Origin of the sequence: Streptomyces sp. NBC_00012 (assembly GCF_045040875.1) — a bacterium.
GTDB lineage: Bacteria > Actinomycetota > Actinomycetes > Streptomycetales > Streptomycetaceae > Streptomyces.
On the sequence record NZ_CP108309.1, the window covers coordinates 5,296,124 to 5,316,657 of the forward strand.

Genomic DNA, 20,534 nt, shown 5'->3' on the forward strand with positions numbered 1-20,534 from the left:
CAGTCCTGTGGAGGGGAGAGGATCCGGGAAGAGGCGCGGGGCGGGGCGGGACTCAGCTGGTGCGGCCCTTGGCGTCGAACGCCTTCATCCGGTCGAGGACCCGGTCCGCGGTGGGGTTGATCATCTGGTCGACGATCCGGCCGTCCGCGAGGAAGATGACCCGGTCCGCGTAGGAGGCGGCCGCCGGGTCGTGGGTCACGATGACCACGGTCTGTCCCAGCTCGCGCACCGAGTTGCGCAGGAAACCGAGGACCTCGGCGCCGGAGCGGGAGTCCAGGTTCCCGGTCGGCTCGTCACCGAAGATGATCTCCGGCCGGGAGGCCAGGGCGCGGGCGACGGCGACGCGCTGCTGCTGACCGCCGGAGAGCTCGGTCGGCCGGTGGGACAGCCGGTCGGAGAGGCCCACCATGTCGATGACCTGGCGCACCCACTCGGCGTCGGGCTTGCGGCCCGCGATGTCCATGGGGAGCGTGATGTTCTCGTACGCCGTCAGCGTCGGCAGCAGGTTGAACGCCTGGAAGATGAAGCCGATCTTGTCCCGGCGGAGCTGGGTGAGCTGCTTGTCCTTGAGGGAGCCCAGCTCCGTGTCGCCGATCCGTACCGAACCGCCGCTGAAGCTGTCGAGACCGGCCACGCAGTGCATCAGCGTGGACTTGCCGGAGCCGGACGGGCCCATGATCGCGGTGAACTCGCCCCGGGGGAAGTCCACGGAGACATGGTCCAGCGCTGTCACCCTGGTCTCGCCCTCCCCGTAGACCTTCGACAGATCCGTGGCGCGGGCGGCCACCGTGGTGACGCGGGGTGCGGTGGAAATGGTGGTCACGGGAATCTCCTGTTTCGGGCTCCGGCCGACGGCTCGTCCGGGGTTTGAGCGGGACCCCTCAATCGTCACCGCCGTCGCGCCGCCGGTCGTCCGTCCGCATGCCCGTTCCTGGGACAGCCTTGAGTCGCACCGGGAGGGCCGCGGGTCCTCCTGCGGTATGACACCGACCCTGAGTACCCGGCCCCGGGACCACCGTCCGGCCGGGCACTTCGCGCCACCCGCACCAGGCTCTCTGCCCGGCCCGGTGACGCGCACGTGGCGACCATCGGGGCGCGGCCGGTGAATGCGCCGTCCGAGTGCGGCGACTTTACGTCAATCCGGATTACCGGCTGACGTGCCCGGTACCCCGCCCAGGCATGTGGCGATGCCCTTCGAAGAGTGCTGACGACCCCTCAAGCGGTCAATAAAATAAGACAACATCGCGCCACTGATCCGCTGTTCGGGGGAAGTCCCCGGATAGGGTCATGTGCCAACGCGGAGCCGCGCACCAGGCCTGGATGGTGGAATGCAGACACGGCGAGCTTAAACCTCGCTGCCCCTCGGGGGCGTACCGGTTCGAGTCCGGTTCCAGGCACCACTTCTCACTCGGCTGCCGAGCCGGCGGCAGTTCCGCCCGCCATCGGATCCGGCCCGGTTCCCGACGGGTTTGCGGGTTGCCTCCGGACGAGTTTCCACAAAGATCCTCCCCAAGCACTAGTCTGATTCTTTTGCCTACCCATTACTCTTGTGGGAAGGCCGCGCAGGGTGGCCATGGAGGAGTGAGATGAGGAGCAGCAACCCGGTCTTCTCGCGACGGGGCTTCAGCCGCGACAACGGATACGCGGGCTTCAACGCGGCGCCGCAGGCCGGGGCCCCCGCAGCGGGTGCCAACCCGTACGCGCAGGGCGCCGCCGCCAACCCGTACGCCACCAACCCCTACGCCCAGCCGGACACCCAGTACGGCGCCCCGCAGGCACCGGCGCGCTCCGGTGCGATGTCGATCGACGACGTCGTCACGCGCACGGCGATCACGCTGGGCACCGTGGTGCTCGGCGCCGCGCTCGCCTGGGCGCTGCTGCCGGTCGACGAGGCGAACCTCGGCAAGTCGTACGGCATCGCGATCGGCGCCGCCCTGGTGGCGTTCGTCCTGTCGCTCGTCCAGTCCTTCAAGCGCAGGCCGGTGCCGGCGCTGATCGTCTCGTACGCGGCCTTCGAGGGCGTCTTCCTCGGAGTGATCTCCAGCGCGGTCAGCACGTACATCGGACCGGGCGTCGTGATGCAGGCGGTGATGGGCACCATGTGTGTCTTCGCCGGTGTCCTGCTCGCGTACAAGATGCGCTGGATCCGTGTCACCCGCCGCTTCTACGGCTTCGTGATGGCCGCCGCCATGGGCTTCATGCTCCTGATGGTGGTCAACCTGCTGTTCGCAGTCTTCGGTGGCGGCGACGGCCTGGGCTTCCGCAGCGGTGGCCTCGGCATCCTCTTCGGTGTCATCGGGATCATCCTCGGCGCGTGCTTCCTGGCCCTGGACTTCAAGCAGGTCGAGGACGGCATCGCCTACGGCGCCCCCCGCGAGGAGTCCTGGCTGGCGGCCTTCGGCCTCACCATGACCCTGGTGTGGATCTACCTGGAGATGCTGCGTCTGCTCTCCATCCTCAGCGGCGACGACTGATCGCCCGCACCCGCACGACGGGACGGCCTGCAGGCACTGTGCCTGCAGGCCGTTCCCGTTTCCACGCGCGTTCCGGGAGAGCGGATCGCGAGGAGTCTCTTCGCGGAAGACCCGGGACGTCGGCGCCCGCGACGCATTGCGCGTTGCTGTCCCTCTGCGCGTTGCTGTTCCTCTGTGCGTTGCTGTTCCTCTGCGCGTTGCTGTCCCTCGCCGGCACCGTGCCCGCGTGACGGCCCGTTGCCCGGCACCGTGCCCGCGTGACGGCCCGTTGCCCGGCACCGTGCCCGCGTGACGGCCCGTTGGCAACCGCCCTGCCGGGGCGCGTAGGGTCGCGGAGTGCTCGATACGACCCCGCTGATCACCGCCGTGGACCGATTCGCCGACCGGCTGCGCGCCGCCCCGCAGAGCCGTCTGCAGCGCGGAGCCGCCTCCGAAGGACTTGCCGCGGCGCGGGAGCTGGCGCTGCGCGCCCAGCGGATCGAGACGCCGGACCGGGAGCCGCGCCCGATGCCGGACGCCGGGATCTTCTCGATCGGCGACCAACTCGCTGTGGCCGGGCGCGATCTGGCGGTGGCACTGGAAACGGCCCCGTCGGCTGAGCTCGACGAGGCCGTGCAATTCGTGAACGAGGCCGCCGCACGCGCGTTCGCGTAGCGGCGGGGCAGCCCGGGGCGGGCGGCCGGCGAGAGCCGCTGTGCCCGGATGCCGCGGTGTCAGAACGAGGCGATGACGCGGTCGGCGAGGATGTAGACGTTCTCCTTGCCGCAGGAGAAGGTCAGGGCGTACGCGCCGGAGACGCCGGAACCGCCCAGCAGCACCGGGTGCTCACCGGCGAGCAGCGAACCGGCCAGGCGCTCGGCCGTCTCGCGGTGCCCGGGGGTCATGCAGAGCGTGGTGCCGTCGGCGAAGACGTAGACGTCGAGCGTGCCGAGCGGGCCGGGGCGCACATCGGCGAGCTCCGTACGGCTGTCGGCGAGCTCTTCGAGACGGTTCACGGTGCGCTCGTGGTCGGTGACGACCGGGGTCTGCACCGGTACGAAGTCGGGGTGCGAGGGGTGCCGGCGACGGGCGGCGGCCAGCTCGGGGGAGTCCTCGGCGAACTCTGCGGGTCCGGGCAGCTCGGTCATGTCGGCCAGCTCCGTCAGTTCCACCAGCTCGTCGAGGGCCTCGGCGGCGTCGAGGTCCATCGCGTCCAGGCCCGCGAAGTCCGCCTGGCGGGGCATGAAGAACGGCGCGTCCTCGCCCGCCCCGGTCAGGCCGCCCAGCAGGGAAGGGGCGTCGGCGGCGTCACGGGCTTCCTGGGTGGCCCAGAAGGCGCGGGCCTCGGCGAGCTCGCGCTCGCGCTCCTCGGCCAGCGCTTCGGCGACGGCCGCGCGTATCTCGGCGACCGGGGTGACGGTGCTGCGGCTCTGCGCGGGCACGGCGGCGCTGTGGACGCTGGCCGCGGCCAGCTCCGTACGAAGGGCCGTGACCTGCTTGCGCAGCCCGTGAGCAGCGTGCAGAGCAGCGGCGCCCACGGCCGTGGCGGCGGCGGTGGTCAGCAACAGGGCAAGAGACATGGCGCTCACTGACATACTCCCGGTTTCAATCGATCCCCCGACTTCCTACATCAGCTTGTCCCCTACCTGCGCCCTGTGTCAGTGCATTACGTCACGAATTGGACAGGTCTTTGGGCCTGCTGTTTAACCCTGGGATGGGTGTGACCTGCGGAAATGACTCTCCCCCAGGAGATAGGTCACATCCTGGGGGAGATTCGGTCACGGTCGGGGCTCGGAACCGGCCACCGTATGGGGCCCGGGCCCGCTGACGGCTATGTCAGGTCCGGCCCGGCCCGGCGCTATGCCCGGCCCGCCTCAGCTCAGCCGCTGGTGCTTGTCGGTCGCGTTCGCTTCGTCTTCGCTGCGGGCAGGTGCCGTCCTCGTGCCTCGGACGACCCCTACCCTCCGCTGCGCCTCAGCTCAGCCGCTGGTGCTTGTCGGTCGCGTTCGCTTCGTCTTCGCTGCGGGCAGGTGCCGTCCTCGTGCCTCGGACGACCCCTACCCTCCGCTGCGCCTCAGCTCAGCCGCTCGATGACCATCGCCATGCCCTGGCCGCCGCCCACGCACATGGTCTCCAGGCCGAACTGCTTGTCGTGGAACTGCAGGCTGTTGATCAGCGTGCCGGTGATCCGGGCGCCGGTCATGCCGAAGGGGTGGCCGACGGCGATCGCGCCGCCGTTGACGTTGACCTTCTCCAGCGGCAGGCCGAGGTCGCGGTAGGAGGGGATCACCTGGGCGGCGAACGCCTCGTTGATCTCGGCCAGGTCGATGTCGTCGACGGTCAGCCCGGCCCGCTTCAGTGCCTGCTTGCTGGCCTCCACCGGCCCGTATCCCATGATCTCGGGGGAGAGGCCGGAGACGCCGGTCGAGACGATCCGGGCCAGCGGGGTCAGGCCCAGCTCGCGCGCCTTGGTGTCGGACATGATCACGAGTGCGGCGGCGCCGTCGTTGAGCGGGCAGCAGTTGCCCGCGGTGACCAGGCCGTCGGGGCGGAAGACCGGCTTCAGGCCCTGCACGCCCTCCAAGGTGACGCCCGCGCGCGGGCCGTCGTCCTTCGAGACGACCGTGCCGTCCGGGGTGGTGACCGGGGTGATCTCGCGCTCCCAGAAGCCGTTCTTGAGGGCTTCCTCGGCGAGGTTCTGCGAGCGGACGCCGAACTCGTCCATGTCCTGGCGGGTGACGCCCTTGAGCCGGGCCAGGTTCTCCGCGGTCTGCCCCATCGCGATGTACGCGTCCGGGACCACGCCGTCCTCGCGCGGGTCGTGCCAGTCGTCGCCGCCCCGCTCGGCGCGGGCCGCGGTGCGGGCCTCGGCGTCGGCGAACAGCGGGTTGTGGGTGTCCGGCCAGCTGTCGGAGTTGCCCTTCGAGAAGCGGGACACCATCTCGACACCGGCCGAGATGAAGACGTCGCCCTCACCGGCCTTGATGGCGTGCAGCGCCATCCGGCTGGTCTGGAGGGAGGACGAGCAGTAGCGGGTGACGGTACAGCCGGGAAGGTGGTCCATCCCCATCTGTACGGCGATGATGCGGCCCAGGTTGTTGCCCTGCTCGCCGCCGGGGAGGCCGCAGCCGAGCATCAGGTCGTCGATGTCCTTCGGGTCCAGCTCGGGAACCTTGGCCAGCGCGGTCTGGATGATCGTGGCGGTCAGGTCGTCCGCGCGCAGGTCCTTCAGCGAACCCTTGAAGGCCCGGCCGATGGGGGAACGGGCTGCAGAGACGATCACGGCTTCGGGCATCACGCGGCTCCATGAGGGCTGGAAGGCGGGTTCGGGCAGGTACTGACTTGGAAGTTACCTGTACGTAGACGCTGGGTCACCGGGCAGCGCATGTGACGCCGACCTCTTTTCTAAGCGAGCGCTCAGTCGACTGGCGGCCGGTCCTCGGCGGGCTGTTCGGCGGGCCGGGGACCGGTCGGCCAACCGGCCGGAAGACCGTGCGGCTCCCCGTGCGACTCCGGGTGCGGATGGGGCTCCGTGGCCGCGGGCAGGCGCCGCCGCCTGCGCTGCTTGAGGAGTGCCCATGGCGCCCGCGCCCCGGTGACCTCCGTACCGGCCTCCTTGGCCGCCTGGGAGGCCGCCTTGGCCACCGGCAGCATGTCCGCGTGCCGGGCCCCGTCCAGCCGTTCGGACTCCGGCCACAGCCCCAGCGCCGCACAGAGCGTGGGCAGCACCGCCATCGCCGCCGTGGCGTACCCCTCGGCCGACGGGTGGTAGTTGTCCGGCCCGAACAACTCCCGCGGATTCGCCTCGAACTCCGGCCCGAGCAGATCGCCCAGCGAGACCGTGCGCCCGCCCTGCTCCACCGAGCCGATCGTCTGCGCCGCGGCCAGCTGCCGGCTCACCCGCCGGGCCAGCCAGCGCAGCGGCTGGTAGACCGGCTCGATCGTGCCCAGATCCGGGCAGGTCCCGACCACCACCTCCGCGCCCGCCGTACGCAGCCTGCGCACGGCGGTGGTCAGACAGCGCACCGACTGGGTGGCCGGGATCCGGTGCGTCACATCGTTCGCACCGATCATGATCACGCAGACGTCCGGCGCACGGGAGGTGTCGGCGAGCAGCAGCGAGACCTGCCGTTCCAGATCGTCCGACTGGGCGCCCGGCTGTGCCACATTGCGCAGATCCACCGGCCGTTCCGACACCGCCGCGAGCCCCGAGGCGAGCAGCGCCCCCGGGGTCTGCCCGGCCCGGCGTACCCCCTGCCCGGCCGCCGTCGAGTCACCCAGCAACCCCAGCCGCAACGGGTCCGCGGGGCCGGCGAACGCCACCCCGTACCGCCCGTCCGCGCTCGGCGGAACCGGTGCGACCCCGCCGCCCACCTGCCGTTTCGCCAGCTGGACCTCCGCCAGCAGGACGCCTACCGCCGCCGCACCGAGCAATCCGATGCTGCCGCCGCCGTAGGCCGCGCCCGCCGCGATCCGCCGTGCCACCCTTGCCCTTGACACAGTCCGGTCCACCTCCTCGTCGCCGTACCGCCGTACATACAGCTAACTGCCCCGCAGTGACCGTCCCTCAATCGCTTCACCCAATCCTGTGCCCGTACGCATACCCTTGCCGCACCATCTCGGAGACCCCGGAGTACACGGTGCAATTCCACGATTCGATGATCAGTCTCGTAGGCAATACCCCGCTGGTGAGGCTGCGCAGTGTGACGGCCGGCATCCAGGCGACGGTCCTGGCCAAGGTCGAGTACTTCAACCCCGGCGGTTCGGTCAAGGACCGCATCGCCCTGCGCATGATCGAGGCCGCGGAGCAGAGCGGCGAGCTCCAGCCCGGCGGCACGATCGTCGAGCCGACCAGTGGCAACACCGGCGTCGGCCTGGCGATCGTCGCGCAGCAGAAGGGGTACAAGTGCATCTTCGTCTGCCCGGACAAGGTGTCCCTGGACAAGATCAATGTGCTGCGCGCCTACGGCGCCGAGGTCGTCGTCTGCCCGACGGCCGTTGACCCCGAGCATCCCGACTCCTACTACAACGTCTCCGACCGCCTGGTCCGCGAGACACCGGGAGCCTGGAAGCCGGACCAGTACTCCAACCCCAACAACCCGCGTTCCCACTACGAGACCACCGGTCCCGAGCTGTGGGAGCAGACGGACGGGAAGATCACCCACTTCGTCGCGGGCGTCGGTACCGGCGGCACGATCAGCGGCACCGGCCGCTATCTGAAGGAGATCAGCGGCGGATCGGTGAAGGTGGTCGGCGCGGACCCGGAGGGCTCGGTCTACTCCGGCGGCTCCGGGCGCCCGTACCTCGTCGAGGGCGTCGGCGAGGACTTCTGGCCGAGCGCCTACGACCGTACGGTCACGGACGAGATCGTCGCCGTGTCCGACAAGGACTCCTTCCAGATGACCCGCCGCCTCGCCAAGGAGGAGGGGCTGCTGGTCGGCGGCTCCTGCGGCATGGCGGTGGTCGCCGCCCTGGAGGTCGCCGGGCGGCTGGGCCCGGACGACGTGGTCGTCGTACTGCTGCCGGACAGCGGCCGCGGTTACCTGAGCAAGATCTTCAACGACGAGTGGATGGCCGACTACGGCTTCCTGGAGGACACCGGCCCGTCCGCGCGCGTCGCCGATGTGCTCGACCACAAGGCGGGCCCGATCCCGACCCTCGTCCACATGCACCCGGAGGAGACCGTCGGCGAGGCGATCGACGTGCTGCGCGAGTACGGCGTCTCGCAGATGCCGATCGTGAAGCCGGGCGCCGGCCACCCGGACGTGATGGCCGCCGAGGTCATCGGCTCGGTGGTGGAGCGGGAGCTGCTGAACGCGCTGTTCGCCCAGCGCGCCTCGCTCTCCGACCCGCTGGAGAAGCACATGTCGCCGCCGCTGCCGCAGGTCGGCTCCGGCGAACCGGTCGAGGACCTGATGGCGGTGCTCGGCGGCACGAACACCGCGGACGCGGCGATTGTGCTGGTGGAGGGCAAGCCGAAGGGCGTGGTCAGCCGGCAGGACCTGCTGGCGTTCCTCGCCAAGGACGCGACGGCCGGCAAGGCGTAGCGGCCGCGCCGCGAGCGGGAAGGGCCCGCGGGTGCGGCGTACGCACGCGCGGGCCGGGGCTTCGCGAAAACGGTACGAGCGCGACACGTTCGCGCAGCACCGGCTTAACACGAGTCCGGCAGATTGACGGGTGTCGGCAGGGGAACCCGCCGGCACCCGATGCGGCGACACGGACTACGGAGCGGCTCCCGGACCTCCATCGTCGCCAGGACGCGGTGACCGGAACTGACCCGGACCGTGTCCCTCGCGGGGACCGCCGTCGTCCCGCCCCCCGGGCGACCGGGGGTGCGGCGGTCCCCGCGACACATCCGTCCGTCCATGCGCGTCCGTCCGTCCATGCGCGCGCGTGCGGCCCGGTGGTGCGGGCGTGCGGCACGAGCTGCTGCCCGTCCGTCTGTCGGTCCATGCGTGGACGTGTCTCAGCCGGCCGGTGCCGGTGCGGCCGCCCAGCTCGCCAGCAGGGCGATGCGTTCGGCGGTCTCGCTGCCGGGCTCCGGGGTGTAGACCACCAGCGACTGACCGGGATCGCCGGCCGCGCCGAGCGTCTCGTACGGCAGGACGAGCTCACCCGCGACCGGGTGGGCGATGCGCTTGACGCCGCGGGTCTTCGACTTCACCTGGTGGTCCGCCCACAGCCGACGGAAGTCCTCGCTCTTCAGGGACAACTCACCCACCAGCGTGGCCAGTTGCCTGTCATCGGGGTGCAGCCCCGCGTCCAGGCGCAGATAAGCGACGGTCTCCGCCGCCACCGCCGCCCAGTCCGGGTACAGCTCCCGCGCCGTCGGCTCCAGGAACACCTGGCGCGGCATGTTGCGCCCGGCGGCGGGCATCCGGGAGAACCCGACGACGGCGTCGCCCAGCGCGTTCCAGGCCAGCACGTCCATCCGGCGTCCCAGGACGAACGCCGGGGCGCCGGCCAGTGAGTCCAGCACCAGACGCAGCCCGGGACGTACCCGCTGGGAGGAGGCCGGGGCCGGGGCGCCCGCCCTGGGGCGCGCCACCGTACGCAGGTACGTGTGCTCCGTCTCGTCCAGCCGCAGCACCCGGGCTATCGCGTCGAGCACCGCGTCCGAGACACTCGGGCCGCGCCCCTGCTCCAGCCGGATGTAGTAGTCGACGCTCACTCCCGCGAGCTGCGCCACCTCCTCGCGCCGCAGTCCCGGCACGCGCCGCCGGCCGTACGCCTGGAGCCCCACGTCCTCGGGCTGGATACGGGCACGGCGTGAGCGGAGGAAATCCCCCAGGTCAGCTTCCATGGCGTCGATCGTAGAAGAAGCGTGCGCGCCCAGCCTGGTACTGGCAGACCCAGGAAAAGCACCACCCTGGGTAACCCGTCGGCGCCCCCGCAGAGTGGAACCAGGCCCGGGGAAACGCCCCGGTCGGGGAAGCGCACAAGGAGCACGACATGTCGTACACGACTCTCGCAGGCCGCACCGCCGTCATCACCGGAGCCGCCAGCGGCATGGGCAGCGCGACCGCCCGGCTGCTCGCCGCCCAGGGAGTCAGGGTCGCCCTGCTGGCCCGGCGCGCGGAGCGGCTGGAGGAGCTGGCCGCCGCGATCAAGGAGGCGGGCGGGGAGGCGCTCGCCGTCGCCACCGACGTCACCGACCAGGCGTCCGTCGACGCCGCGGCCGAGCTGGTGCACAGCACCTTCGGCCAGGTGGACCTGGTGGTCAACGCGGCCGGTGTGATGCTGCCGAACCCGGTGGACGAGGGCCGGACCGACGAGTGGCAGCGGATGATCGACACCAATGTGACGGGCGCCCTGCGGATCATCCGGGCCTTCACGGCCGACCTGGTGGCGGCGGCTGCCGAGGGCCGCACCGCGGACCTGGTCAACATCTCGTCCATCGGCGCGCACATCATGTTCCCCAACTACGCCGTGTACGGGGCGACGAAGGCCGCGCTGACGTACCTGTCGACGTCGCTGCGCACCGAGTTCGGGCCGCGTGACGTCCGCGTCACGAACATCGAGCCGGGCCTCACCGACACGGAGCTGGCCGGACACGTCGACAACGCCGAGCTGAGCGGCCAGCTCGACGGCATGTTCGATGCGCTCGGCGGGCTCTCCAGCGACGAGATCGCCGACCTGATCGCCTACGCCACCAGCCGGGCGCGCCACATCAACCTGCGCCAGCTGATCGTGCAGCCCACCCGCCAGGCGTAGGGCCGTGGCTTCCCGGGGCGGCCTCGGGGCCCCGGCCGTCAGTCCTCCCAGTCGGAGCCCGTACGTCCGGGACGGCGCGAGAACCACGGCCAGTTACGGGCGGCGTGCACGGCGTTGACCGCGACGATCCCGAGCCAGGCGACGACCAGGCCCCCGGTGCCGGCGGTCGCGGCGCCGATCGCCGAGAGCGGGATGGCCAGGATCAGCGAGATGATCCCGAAGCCGTAGCGCTCGCCGAAGTTCCCCAGGGGCTGCGGCGGGCGCGCGCCCCTGGCGATGTTCACCCGCTGTTCGGCGAGATGGCGCCTCACCTGGCGGTCGAGGGTGCTGTCGAGCTGCTGCTCGACCTTCTCCAGAAAAGACTCGACGAGCGCGGGCTCGTACTCCGAACCCAGCTCACTACGGGCGTGCAGGGCGGCGTCGAGCTCGTTCCTGAGCTCGGGGTCACGGGCTTTCATACCCTTCACGGTATGAATCCAGGGCCTCGCGGGCAGTGGGGCTAACCCCCGTCTTTGGGCCTGGTGGCGCTTCGGCCCGTGAGAGCCGCCGCTGAAGATCAGACTTGACATGCCCTCTGACCTGGCCACTGTCGATTGGATGAATATCCAATCGAGGCCATTCTGGGACATGGGAAATGAGAGTGGAGCTGGCCAGGGGGGTTCTCGCTGCGTGTGAGCTCCCACTTGGTTCCTGGGAGGACGGCCGTGGACGGCGACTACTCACCGACGCCGGGGTCACCCTCCAGCGTCCGCCTCGCGCGGGCGAGCGGCCCGGCGTCGCCGCTGCCCGCGGGCTTTCCCGCCGGGCCCCGGGCCATTCGAGGCCCGGGGTTTTGTGTTGCTCGCAATGGGCTACCACTCGCAGCGGTGGGGCAGCTGACGAGCGGCGCGGATGAGGTCTTCCGCAGGCGGGTGGTACGGGACCTTGGACCAGTCTGGGGTGAGGATGAGAGCCGGGATGTTGCCGTAGTAGTGCGTGCCCCCCAGCCCGTGTGCAGGGTCAGGCCCAGACCGTGGTGGCCGGCGCGGGCGTCTGCTTTGCCGAGCGAGCGCAGCGGGACGTCGTAGGGCCGGGGCGGCGACGAGAGCGGGGGACCGTCCCGGCCCGAGGGCGCGGGACCGTCCGCTTAACCGATGCGCCGGGCCGGGGCGCTCTTCCCGTACGGGTTCCTCTCCCCGATAATGGCCCTCAACTGTCTGGCCTTGGGGGGCTTGTGTCGGATCGTGGTCCCACTCCTGTTCCGCCCTTCATGCGCAGAGTCGCGCGGGAGTTCGAACTCGGTTCGCGCCAGGGGCTGGTGTGGACCGAGCCCAAGCGCTTTCCGTGGATCGTGGTGCTGCTGCCGGCACTGGTCGGACTGCCGGTGCTCTGGCTGGGGATTTCGGCCGCAGTGGAGGGCCAGCGGAGCCACGGCGCCTGGTACTACGGGCTGCCGCTGCTCATCTTGGGGACCGCCATAGTCGCCGCAGCCGGGTATTTCCTTTTCCTCGCGCTCACGAGACGGCAGGCGCAGGTCTGGGTAGGTCACTACCAGCACGGCATCGTCCGGGAGGTCGCCGGGCACGTGCCGGAGGCGTACTCATGGGACGAGATCGATGGCATTCGGCGGAGCAGCACCAAAGTGACGAACGGGATCACCAGCGTCACCACACACGAACTCTGGGTGCGTCCCCGTGAGGGCGCCGAGATCACGGTGACCGACGCGTACAAGGGGGTCGCACGGTTCATCGACGAACTGGACAAGACATTCACGCGCGTACGGCTGCCGCAGGACAGGGACCGGCTGAAGGCGGGCGAACGGGTCGACTTCTTCGGGGCCCACCTCGATCCCGCCGGTGTCGGGTACCTCGACCACCGGCTCGGCTGGCGCGAGGTCGACCAGGTCACGGTGAAACAAGGCTGGCTGGAGATCCATCGGCACGGCGGCGGAAAGCCGTGGGCCAGGCTCCCCGTAGAGATGGTCGAGAATCTGTCGGTCTTCCTGGCCCTCGCCGCAAGGATGCGCCAGGAAGCGGCCGGGAAGAGGCCGCGACCAGACGATCCGGCCTGATCCGGCGAAGGCCGGCGCTCCGGCAGCAGGTCTGGATCAACGAACCAGCACCCCGGCGGTCACCGTGCTTGGGAGAGGAACTACTTGCACCTCTCAAACAACGGCATTGGGTACACGCTATCAAGTGCACTATCACGTCGGGGTTCACACTCTCATTTCCACCTTCCGCCCTCATTCGGCCCGGCGGCCCGTGTCTCCGGTCGCCCCGGCTGCATATGGACATGCAGACGCCTTGCTGGCTGAATGGATTTGTCGGCGCCGGATCGCGGTGCGCCGGAATCTACCGAGAGGACAGCATGAGCGGGAGCAGCCCGGCCGCGCGGTTGCAGCAGCTCTTCGAGGGGCGCCGGCTCACACCCACCCAGCGGCGCATCGCGCACTCGATGGTGCGCAGGGCCGGGGACGTCCCGTTCCTGTCGAGCGTGGAGCTGGCCGAGCTCGCCGGGGTCAGCCAGCCGTCCGTCACCCGCTTCGCCGTGGCGCTCGGCTTCGACGGCTACCCGGCGCTCCGCAAGCACCTGCGGGAGGTCGCACCCGCCGAGGCCGTGGCCGGGGGCGAGGGCGGGGACGACGCGTACAACGAGTACCAGCAGGCGGTGCTCGGCGAGATCGAGAATCTGCGGCATCTGGCCGAGCTGCTCGCCGACCCCGGGCCCGTCGAGCGGGCGGGCAGGCTGCTGGCGGCCTCGCGGCCGCTGCTGGTGCTCGGGCTGCGGGCCGCCTCCTCGCAGGCGCGTGGCTTCGGGTACTTCGCGGCCAAGGTCCACCCCGATGTCCGGGTGCTCGACGAGGGCGGCAGCATGCTGCGCGACCGGATCGACGCCGCACGCCGGGCGGGCGCCTCCGCGCTGATCTGCTTCGCGCTGCCCCGGCACCCGAAGGAGGTCGTGGACACGCTCGCGTACGCGCAGGAGCAGGGGATGACCGTGGTGTCGGTGGCGGACTCCGCGTTCGCGCCCGTCGCCAAGTACAGCGATCTGCTGATCCCGGCCGCCGTCGGCACCGGGCTCGCCTTCGACACGGCGTGCGCGCCGATGCTGCTGGGGCGGGTGCTGCTGGAGGCGATGTGCGACGACCTGCCCGACGCGCAGGCGTGGCTGGAGGAGTTCGACGCGAGGGCGGCGCGGGGGCTGTTCGTGGAGTGACGGCCCCGGGGCCGTCGTCCGGGCCGGGGACAATGGTGCGGTGCTGGAACTGCTGCCAGGAATCGGTGTGGTGCTGCCGGGCGAGGCCGGGGTGCTGCGATTCGGGACGGGGGCCGACGCGGCCCATGATCTGCTGACGGCGTCGGCGGACGGAGTCCACCTGGGGATGCAGTGCGGGTCCCTGACCATCAAGGACTGCTCCGAACTCCGCCATGCCCACGACGCGTGGCTCGGCGGGTACCTCTTCCAGCCCGGGTGGAACACCGTGGCCGAGTTCGACGGGCTCCGGCTGACCATGGCCGGTGGCGGCCCGGGCGCGGCCGACGGGCTCGCAGGTGTCGAGGTGCGGCGCGTGCGCCCGGCGTCGGGGGCGCACGCGGGCGCGGCTGCTGTGGTGTGGGACGGCGTCGATCTGTTCGGGCACCCGGCCGAGGAGGTGCTCCAGGTGCTCCCGGAGTCGGTGCGGCTGCCGGGACCGGCTACCGCCGTGGCCGTGCCCGCGCTCGGGCTGAGGCTGGGCGGGGATGCTCCGGTGGGCGACAGGTGGGGGCAACTGACCCTGACCGGCACGGGGTCCGACGGCTGGGCGCGCTGCTGCGCCGGCCGGTTCCGGTGCGCCGAGGGCGGCGACGGACTGGTGGGGATCATGTACTGAGGGCGCGACGGGGCGGCTCCCGCGCGAACCGTCGGCTCGCTGAAGTCGCTCCTCCGGCGTCACTTCTCAGGTAGCGCTCATCTGCGGCCACTAATCTCCGGGCCGGAAAGGCTCACCAGGAGCTGCGGAGAGGGGTACGGACGTGGGACGCGGAGCGCAGTCGTTGGCGAGGGTGGCCGTGATCGTACGGGCCGGTGCCGCACCGCTGTGGTGGCCGGGGCTGCTGGCCGCGGCGATCGGCGCGCTGGTGCCGGGGCTCACCGGCCGCCGGATCGGCCTGCTGTCCGGGGCCGCGCTCTTCCTGATCACCGCGGCGGTGGTGGCGCTCGTGCGCAGGCGCCGGTACGCGGAGCTGGCCGGGGGCGCCACGCGTGCCGGGCGGTCCGACTTCCTCCAGGACCGGGCCGTGACCGTACGCAACTGGCGGCGCGGGCGCCGGTGGTGGTTGTTCGGCGCGTTCCTCGTGGCGGTGGCGAGCGCGTTCCTGCTGCCCGGGGCCGGTGGGCTGGTGCTCGCCGGGGCGGGCGCCGGACTCTGGCTCAAGGCCGTCCTGATCGGGCGGCGCGAGGAGCGGGACGACGCCCTGTACTGGGTGCGGACCGACTGGGTGGAGCGCGGGCGGCCCGCGGGCAAGCAGGTCGGGAGCTACCGGACGACCGGGCCGATGGCAGGGGACGCCGCGCCCGGCGGGGCGCGGCGCCGGCGCTGAATCCGCCCGCCTGACCTCCGGCGGTCAGGAGCGGGGCGGCAGCGGGCCGGGGCGCGGGGGTTGCTGCTGGGACGGCAGCGGGCCGAGGTTCGGGGGCTGCCGCTGGGAGGGCTGCGGGGGCTGTGTCCGGGGCCGTTGCTGGGCGGAGAGGGCCGGGGGAGCCGGACGGGCGGCGCGACGCGACGCGGCGTCGATCAGCTCGCCGATACGGGTGCCCGCCCGGTGGCCCTCGATGTGGAGTGCCCCGGCGTCGATCCGGTCCTCGGTCAGCAGCGTGAGAACGGCCGAGGGCCCCGCGGCGTACGACGCGACGCAGCCGGACTCGCCCCGTACGAGAAGTTCATCGAAGCCGCCCCGGCCGGTCGCCTCCGTCATCCGCGTCGCGACGCCGAGCGCGGCCGCGGTCAGCGCGGCAACGCGCTCCACCGCCACGTCCGGGGTGTCGTGGGCCAGGACGACCCCGTCGACACCGGCGACCAGGGCGCCGGACAGGAGCGGGAGGCGGGTCCGTAATCGTTGGAGTTCGGCCAGGACGTCCTGCGCTCCCGCTTCGGCTTCGGGCGCCGTCGGCGGCTTCGTACCGGCGCGCAGTCTGAGTGCTCGGATCACAGGGGCCTCCCAGGTGTCTGAGGGCCGGTGCGGCGGAGCGGCCGCGGGCATGCGGACACCCCTCCCGGCCCGGCGTGAGTGTGACCACGAGGCTACGCAACGTGCTTTCCCTGGACAGGAGTTCGGGCACTTCCCGCGAGCACGTGCCCCGGGCGTACGGAGGCGTACGGAGGGCGCGTGCCAGAGGTGCCGGGCGACCCGTGTGCGGGGTGAGCGCCGGGTGTCCGTCCCTGTGCGACGGCGCGGGACTGTTGACTACGAGTATTCAGGCCATCAGGATGTGAATAGAAGACTTACAGTCGCGAGGAGGCATTGCCATGTCAGGACCCCGCCCCGTACGGGCACCGCGCGGTACGGAACTCAGCGCCCTGGGATGGCAGCAGGAGGCCGCCCTGCGCATGCTCCAGAACAACCTCGACCCCGAGGTCGCCGAGCACCCCGACAAGCTCGTCGTCTACGGCGGCACCGGCAAGGCGGCCCGCGACTGGCGCTCGTTCGACGCGATGGTGCGCACGCTGCGGACGCTCAAGCAGGACGAGACGATGCTCGTCCAGTCCGGGCGCCCGGTCGGTGTCATGCAGACGCACGAGTGGGCGCCGCGCGTCCTGATCGCCAACTCCAACCTGGTCGGCGACTGGGCGAACTGGGAGGAGTTCCGCCGCCTGGAGGCGCTCGGGCTCACCATGTACGGTCAGATGACCGCCGGATCGTGGATCTACATCGGCACGCAGGGCATCCTCCAGGGCACGTACGAGACGTTCGCGGCGGTGGCGGCCAAGAAGTTCAACGGCACCCTCGCCGGCACGATCACCCTGACCGCCGGGCTCGGCGGCATGGGCGGCGCCCAGCCGCTCGCCGTGACCATGAACGACGGCGTCGCGATCTGCATCGACTGCGACCCGCGCGCCATCGAGCGCCGGATCGAGCACCGCTACCTGGACGTGCGCGCCGACTCCCTGGAGCACGCGCTCCAGCTGGCCGCCGAGGCGCGGGACGCGCGCCGCCCGCTCTCCATCGGCCTGCTCGGCAACGCGGCGGAGCTGCTGCCCCGGATGCTCGCCGAGGGCGCCCCGATCGACATCGTCACCGACCAGACCAGCGCGCACGACCCGCTGGCGTACCTCCCGCTGGGGGTCGACTTCGACGACATGGCCTCGTACGCCGCCGAGAAGCCCGCGGACTTCACGCAGCGCGCACGGGAGTCGATGGCCAGGCACGTCGAGGCGATGGTCGGCTTCATGGACGCCGGGGCCGAGGTCTTCGACTACGGCAACTCGATCCGCGGCGAGGCCCAGCTCGCGGGCTACGACCGGGCGTTCGACTTCCCCGGCTTCGTGCCCGCGTACATCCGGCCGCTGTTCTGCGAGGGCAAGGGCCCGTTCCGCTGGGCGGCGCTGTCCGGTGAGGCCTCCGACATCCACAAGACCGACAAGGCGATGCTGGAGCTCTTCCCGGAGAACGAGTCGCTGCACCGCTGGATCAAGATGGCCGGCGAGCGCGTCCACTTCCAGGGGCTGCCCGCCCGGATCTGCTGGCTCGGCTACGGCGAGCGCGACCGGGCCGGTGAGCGGTTCAACGACATGGTGGCGAGCGGCGAGCTGGCCGCCCCGCTGGCCATCGGGCGCGACCACCTGGACTGCGGCTCCGTGGCCTCCCCGTACCGGGAGACCGAGGCCATGCTCGACGGGTCCGACGCGATCGCCGACTGGCCGCTGCTGAACGCCATGGTCAACGTGGCGTCCGGTGCCTCGTGGGTCTCCATCCACCACGGCGGCGGCGTGGGCATGGGCCGTTCCATCCACGCCGGGCAGGTGACCGTCGCCGACGGTACGAAGCTGGCGGGCGAGAAGATCCGCCGGGTACTCACCAACGACCCGGGCATGGGCGTCATCCGGCATGTCGACGCCGGATACGACATCGCGGAGTCCGTCGCCGCGGACAAGGGCGTGCGCGTTCCGATGACGGAGGACGCCCGGTGAGCCTGCCGACCGGAGACGCGATCAGGAACGGGGCCGGGAACACGGCCGGCGCCGGCGCACACAGCGGCTCGTCCTCGTTCCAGGCCATGTGGCGGGAGCTCCTGCCCATCGGCCGGCACCGGGGCAGCGGTGGCTACCGGCGCTACGCCTGGACCGGGGCCGACGTCGACTGCCGTGCCTGGTTCCGGGCGCAGGCCGAGGCGCGCGGACTCACCTACGAGGTCGACCGGAACGGCAACCAGTGGGCCTGGCTCGGGGACCCCCTGGCCGGGGACGCCGTCGTCACCGGATCGCACCTCGACTCCGTACCGGACGGCGGCGCCTTCGACGGGCCGCTCGGTGTGGTCTCCTCCTTCGCCGCGCTCGACGAACTCCGCCGCAGGGGAGTGGAGTTCACCCGGCCGCTGGCCATCAGCAACTTCGGCGACGAGGAAGGGGCCCGCTTCGGGCTCGCCTGCGTCGGCTCCCAGCTCGCCGCCGGACGGCTGACCGCCGAAGCGGCGCACCGGCTCCGCGACGACAACGGCATCACGCTGCCGCAGGCCATGGAGGCGGCCGGGTACGACCCCGACACCATCGGCCCGGACCCCGAACGGCTCGCCCGCATCGGCGCCTTCGTCGAGCTCCACGTCGAGCAGGGGCGCGCCCTCGACCTCACCGGGGACCCGGTCGGCATCGCCTCCGCGATCTGGCCGCACGGACGCTGGCGGTTCGACTTCCGGGGCGAGGCCAACCACGCGGGCACCACCCGGCTCGCCGACCGGCGCGACCCGATGCTCACGTACGCCGAGACCGTGCTCGCCGCCCGCCGGGAGGCGGAACTGGCCGGCGCCGTCGCCACCTTCGGCAAGGTCGCCGTCGAGCCCAACGGGGTCAACGCCATCCCCTCCCTCGTCCGGGGCTGGCTCGACTCCCGCGCCGCTGACCAGGGCCGCCTGGACGCCGTGGTCACCGGCATCGAACGGGCCGCCCGGGAACACGCCGAGCGGGCCGGTATCGACGTCGACGTCGTACGGGAGTCCTTCTCCCCCGTCGTGGAGTTCGAGCACGCCCTGCGCGACGAACTCGGCAAGATCCTCGCGGGCCGGGGCGACGCCGGTCGTGCCGTACCCGTCCTCGGGACGGGCGCCGGACACGACGCGGGTATTTTGTCCGCTTCGGTGCCGACCGCCATGCTGTTCGTACGGAACCCCACCGGGATCTCGCACGCACCGGCCGAACACGCGGCCGAGGACGACTGCGTGGCCGGGGTGGTCGCACTCGCCGACGTACTGGAAGGTCTCGCGTGCAGCTGACAACGGAGCCGGCGGGCCGGCCCGCCACCGTGACGTACTGGTTGTCCCACGCCTGGCTCGGCACCCATGTCGAGCCGGGCGTGGCCCTGGACGTCTCCGACGGGCTGATCGCGGGCGTCCGCACCGGCGTCGTCGCCCCTCCGCCGGGCGCCACCGTGCTGCGCGGGCTCACCCTCCCAGGGCTCGCCAACACCCACTCGCACGCCTTCCACCGCGCCCTGCGCTCCACCGTCCAGGTGGGCTCCGGCACCTTCTGGACCTGGCGCGAGACCATGTACCAGGTCGCCTCCCGGCTCACCCCCGACTCGTACTACGAACTCGCCCGCGCCGTGTACGCCGAAATGGCGCTGGCGGGCGTCACCGCGGTCGGCGAATTCCACTATCTGCACCACGCGCCGGGCGGCACCCCGTACGACAACCCGAACGCGATGGGCGAGGCGCTGATCGCGGCGGCGGGCGAGGCCGGGATCCGGATCACCCTGCTGGACACCGCCTACCTCTCCGCCGGATTCGGCGATCGCCCCACCCAGTACCAGCAGCCCGACCGGCACCAGCTGCGCTTCTCGGACACCACCGCGGACGCCTGGGCCGAACGGGCCTCCCTCCTCAAGGGCTCCGACCACGCCCTGATCGGCGCGGCCGTCCACTCCGTGCGCGCGGTGCCCGCCGCGCAGCTCGCCACCGTGGCCGCCTGGGCCGAGGAGCGGCAGGCCCCGCTCCATGTCCACCTCTCCGAGCAGACCGCGGAGAACGACGCCTGCCTCGCCGCCCACGGCCGCACGCCCACCCGGCTCCTCGCCGACCACGGCGTCCTCGGCCCGCGCACCACCGGCATCCACAACACCCACCTCACCGGCGAGGACATCGCGCTCCTCGGCTCCTCCGCGACCGGCACCTGCATGTGCCCCACCACGGAACGCGACCTCGCCGACGGCATCGGCCCTGCCGTCGCCCTCCAGCGGGCCGGCTCGCCGCTCTCCCTCGGCAGCGACAGCCACGCCGTGATCGACCTCTTCGAGGAGGCCCGCGCGATGGAGCTCGACGAGCGCCTGCGCACCCGGGCACGCGGTCACTGGACGGCGGCCGCCCTGCTGCGCGCCGCCACCGTCGACGGACACGCGGCGCTCGGCCGGCCGGAGGTGGGCATCATCGAACCCGGCGCCCCCGCCGACCTGGCGACCGTCGCCCTGGACTCGGTCAGAACCGCGGGGCCGGTACCCCGACTGGCTGCCGAAGCAGTGGTATTCGCCGCCTCCGCGGCCGATGTGCGGCACACGGTCGTGGCGGGCCGGCACATCGTGCGCGACGGGCGGCACGCACTCGTCCAGGACGTCCCCGCGGCACTCGCCTCGGCCATCGCAGCCCTGCACCGCTGACGCCGGACCCCCGCAGGGAGAGCAGCACCCCGATCAAGGAGAGCAGCAC

At 71.7% G+C, this 20,534-nt stretch carries 18 protein-coding genes and 1 tRNA gene; 12 read left to right on the plus strand and 7 right to left on the minus strand.

Annotation, left to right across the window (positions count from 1 at the left end; all coding sequences use genetic code 11):
* Nucleotides 1-52 precede the first annotated feature (52 nt).
* Nucleotides 53-823 (minus strand): ABC transporter ATP-binding protein, encoded by a 771-nt coding sequence (locus OHA19_RS24420; protein WP_405713358.1) that lies wholly within the window; start codon nucleotides 821-823, stop codon nucleotides 53-55.
* 491 nt (nucleotides 824-1,314) lie between these two features.
* Here OHA19_RS24420 and OHA19_RS24425 point away from each other — a divergent pair.
* From OHA19_RS24425 to OHA19_RS24435, 3 genes are all read left to right on the plus strand, one after another.
* Nucleotides 1,315-1,400 (plus strand) — tRNA-Leu (locus OHA19_RS24425).
* A gap of 186 nt (nucleotides 1,401-1,586) precedes the next feature.
* Nucleotides 1,587-2,474, plus strand: coding sequence for a Bax inhibitor-1/YccA family protein (locus OHA19_RS24430; RefSeq protein ID WP_405713356.1), 888 nt, complete (start codon nucleotides 1,587-1,589; stop codon nucleotides 2,472-2,474).
* A gap of 336 nt (nucleotides 2,475-2,810) precedes the next feature.
* Nucleotides 2,811-3,128 carry a hypothetical protein gene (locus tag OHA19_RS24435; RefSeq protein ID WP_405713354.1) on the plus strand — a complete coding sequence of 106 codons (318 nt, stop codon included), beginning with the start codon at nucleotides 2,811-2,813 and terminating at the stop codon, nucleotides 3,126-3,128.
* A 59-nt stretch (nucleotides 3,129-3,187) separates the two neighbouring features.
* Here the strand turns inward: OHA19_RS24435 and OHA19_RS24440 are convergent, their stop codons facing one another.
* From OHA19_RS24440 to OHA19_RS24450, 3 genes are all read right to left on the minus strand, one after another.
* The gene (locus tag OHA19_RS24440) at nucleotides 3,188-4,018 is read right to left on the minus strand and encodes a hypothetical protein (RefSeq protein ID WP_405721541.1); all 831 of its coding nucleotides are present in this window, start codon (nucleotides 4,016-4,018) and stop codon (nucleotides 3,188-3,190) included.
* A gap of 509 nt (nucleotides 4,019-4,527) precedes the next feature.
* Nucleotides 4,528-5,748 (minus strand): acetyl-CoA C-acetyltransferase, encoded by a 1,221-nt coding sequence (locus tag OHA19_RS24445; protein ID WP_405713352.1) that lies wholly within the window; start codon nucleotides 5,746-5,748, stop codon nucleotides 4,528-4,530.
* A 122-nt stretch (nucleotides 5,749-5,870) separates the two neighbouring features.
* On the minus strand, nucleotides 5,871-6,938 hold the full coding sequence (locus OHA19_RS24450) for an SGNH/GDSL hydrolase family protein (protein WP_405753303.1): 1,068 nt from the start codon (nucleotides 6,936-6,938) through the stop codon (nucleotides 5,871-5,873).
* Between the two features lie 155 nt (nucleotides 6,939-7,093).
* Here OHA19_RS24450 and OHA19_RS24455 point away from each other — a divergent pair, with 155 nt between their 5' ends.
* Complete coding sequence (locus tag OHA19_RS24455; RefSeq protein WP_405713350.1) at nucleotides 7,094-8,500, plus strand: cystathionine beta-synthase; 1,407 nt, start codon at nucleotides 7,094-7,096, stop codon at nucleotides 8,498-8,500.
* A 419-nt stretch (nucleotides 8,501-8,919) separates the two neighbouring features.
* Here the strand turns inward: OHA19_RS24455 and OHA19_RS24460 are convergent, their stop codons facing one another.
* Nucleotides 8,920-9,756 carry a helix-turn-helix transcriptional regulator gene (locus tag OHA19_RS24460; RefSeq protein WP_405713348.1) on the minus strand — a complete coding sequence of 279 codons (837 nt, stop codon included), beginning with the start codon at nucleotides 9,754-9,756 and terminating at the stop codon, nucleotides 8,920-8,922.
* 149 nt (nucleotides 9,757-9,905) lie between these two features.
* On the opposite strand from OHA19_RS24460, the gene OHA19_RS24465 reads away from it, so the two are divergent.
* A complete protein-coding gene (locus OHA19_RS24465; RefSeq protein WP_376622600.1) occupies nucleotides 9,906-10,667 on the plus strand; it encodes an SDR family oxidoreductase in 762 nt (253 codons plus the stop codon).
* Between the two features lie 38 nt (nucleotides 10,668-10,705).
* On the opposite strand, the gene OHA19_RS24470 is transcribed toward OHA19_RS24465, so the two are convergent.
* Nucleotides 10,706-11,125 (minus strand): hypothetical protein, encoded by a 420-nt coding sequence (locus OHA19_RS24470; RefSeq protein ID WP_405713346.1) that lies wholly within the window; start codon nucleotides 11,123-11,125, stop codon nucleotides 10,706-10,708.
* Between the two features lie 791 nt (nucleotides 11,126-11,916).
* Here OHA19_RS24470 and OHA19_RS24475 point away from each other — a divergent pair.
* The 4 genes from OHA19_RS24475 (at nucleotide 11,917) to OHA19_RS24490 (ending at nucleotide 15,226) form a co-directional block, all read left to right on the plus strand.
* Nucleotides 11,917-12,717, plus strand: coding sequence for a DUF6585 family protein (locus OHA19_RS24475; RefSeq protein ID WP_405713344.1), 801 nt, complete (start codon nucleotides 11,917-11,919; stop codon nucleotides 12,715-12,717).
* 296 nt (nucleotides 12,718-13,013) lie between these two features.
* Nucleotides 13,014-13,862: a MurR/RpiR family transcriptional regulator gene (locus tag OHA19_RS24480; protein WP_405713342.1), complete on the plus strand. Its 849-nt coding sequence runs from the start codon at nucleotides 13,014-13,016 to the stop codon at nucleotides 13,860-13,862.
* Between the two features lie 40 nt (nucleotides 13,863-13,902).
* Entirely contained in the window at nucleotides 13,903-14,517 is a 615-nt protein-coding gene (locus OHA19_RS24485) for a hypothetical protein (protein WP_405751611.1), read from the plus strand.
* A gap of 142 nt (nucleotides 14,518-14,659) precedes the next feature.
* On the plus strand, nucleotides 14,660-15,226 hold the full coding sequence (locus tag OHA19_RS24490) for a hypothetical protein (RefSeq protein ID WP_405713338.1): 567 nt from the start codon (nucleotides 14,660-14,662) through the stop codon (nucleotides 15,224-15,226).
* Nucleotides 15,227-15,250: 24 nt separating this feature from the next.
* Here the strand turns inward: OHA19_RS24490 and OHA19_RS24495 are convergent, their stop codons facing one another.
* Nucleotides 15,251-15,835, minus strand: coding sequence for a roadblock/LC7 domain-containing protein (locus OHA19_RS24495; protein WP_405713336.1), 585 nt, complete (start codon nucleotides 15,833-15,835; stop codon nucleotides 15,251-15,253).
* 317 nt (nucleotides 15,836-16,152) lie between these two features.
* On the opposite strand from OHA19_RS24495, the gene hutU reads away from it, so the two are divergent.
* The 3 genes from hutU to OHA19_RS24510 all read left to right on the plus strand — a co-directional run bounded on the left by hutU (nucleotide 16,153) and on the right by OHA19_RS24510 (nucleotide 20,485).
* A complete protein-coding gene (gene hutU / locus OHA19_RS24500; protein WP_405713334.1) occupies nucleotides 16,153-17,814 on the plus strand; it encodes a urocanate hydratase in 1,662 nt (553 codons plus the stop codon).
* An 86-nt stretch (nucleotides 17,815-17,900) separates the two neighbouring features.
* A complete protein-coding gene (locus OHA19_RS24505) occupies nucleotides 17,901-19,109 on the plus strand; it encodes an allantoate amidohydrolase (protein ID WP_405753305.1) in 1,209 nt (402 codons plus the stop codon).
* A complete protein-coding gene (locus tag OHA19_RS24510; protein ID WP_405751614.1) occupies nucleotides 19,100-20,485 on the plus strand; it encodes a formimidoylglutamate deiminase in 1,386 nt (461 codons plus the stop codon). Before OHA19_RS24505 ends, OHA19_RS24510 begins: the two co-directional genes overlap by 10 nt.
* Nucleotides 20,486-20,534: the final 49 nt, after the last annotated feature.